This window comes from Citrobacter sp. Cpo040 (assembly GCF_030332915.1).
In the GTDB taxonomy this organism is placed as follows: Bacteria; Pseudomonadota; Gammaproteobacteria; order Enterobacterales; family Enterobacteriaceae; genus Citrobacter; species Citrobacter portucalensis.
Genome location: NZ_JAOWGX010000015.1, coordinates 1 through 620 on the forward strand (window position 1 = coordinate 1; position 620 = coordinate 620).

At 42.9% G+C, this 620-nt stretch carries 1 protein-coding gene; it reads right to left on the reverse strand.

The features are described from left to right. Nucleotides 1–512, reverse strand: a 512-nt coding sequence (locus OGX86_RS00290; RefSeq protein ID WP_286638998.1) for a T6SS immunity protein Tli3 family protein, incomplete at its 3' end; no start/stop codon positions are given. Nucleotides 513–620 lie beyond the last annotated feature (108 nt).

The window sequence follows — 620 nt, forward strand, 5'->3', positions numbered from 1 at the left end:
CCACCCGGCGCCAGACGCGGGTCGTCAAAAGGGTATGAGCTCAGATATAAATGCCCCTTCGCCGTGGTAATAAATGCCTGGTTGTTGACCACCACCACTCTTTTTATTTCTTTTCCTTCAGGATAGTCGCGCATAATACCGTCTGAGTTTCTCTCCAGCGCCGGGAAAGAAGCCATATATGTTGCCACCTGCCACGTTTGTCCGTAATCTTTAGATATCAGATAAGCAGTCGGCTCCCAGTTTGGGATGAGCATATATTTATCAGAAGGGTGAATATAGGTTCCCGAGAAAATCCTGAAGGAAGCAAATCTTCCATCAATTAACTCTTTGTGAATATTTTTTTTACCATCGTGATACCAAAGTGCGCCCTCACAATTATAACCTTTTAACTCCAGATAACGATTATCGTCATAACGATAAATAACCTGTGAGGGTGTTTTTTTTGTACAGCCAGAGATAACACATAGCGAAATAGTTCCGATTATTATTTTTAACGCACTTCCCTTATTCATAATTTATCCTTAAACGTTAAGCGGTTTAGGCATATCCCATTGCAGATTATTTCCCTGCATCCATATCGCAGTGCATTCGGGTCCAGCCCTTATAGCCCACCACCTCCG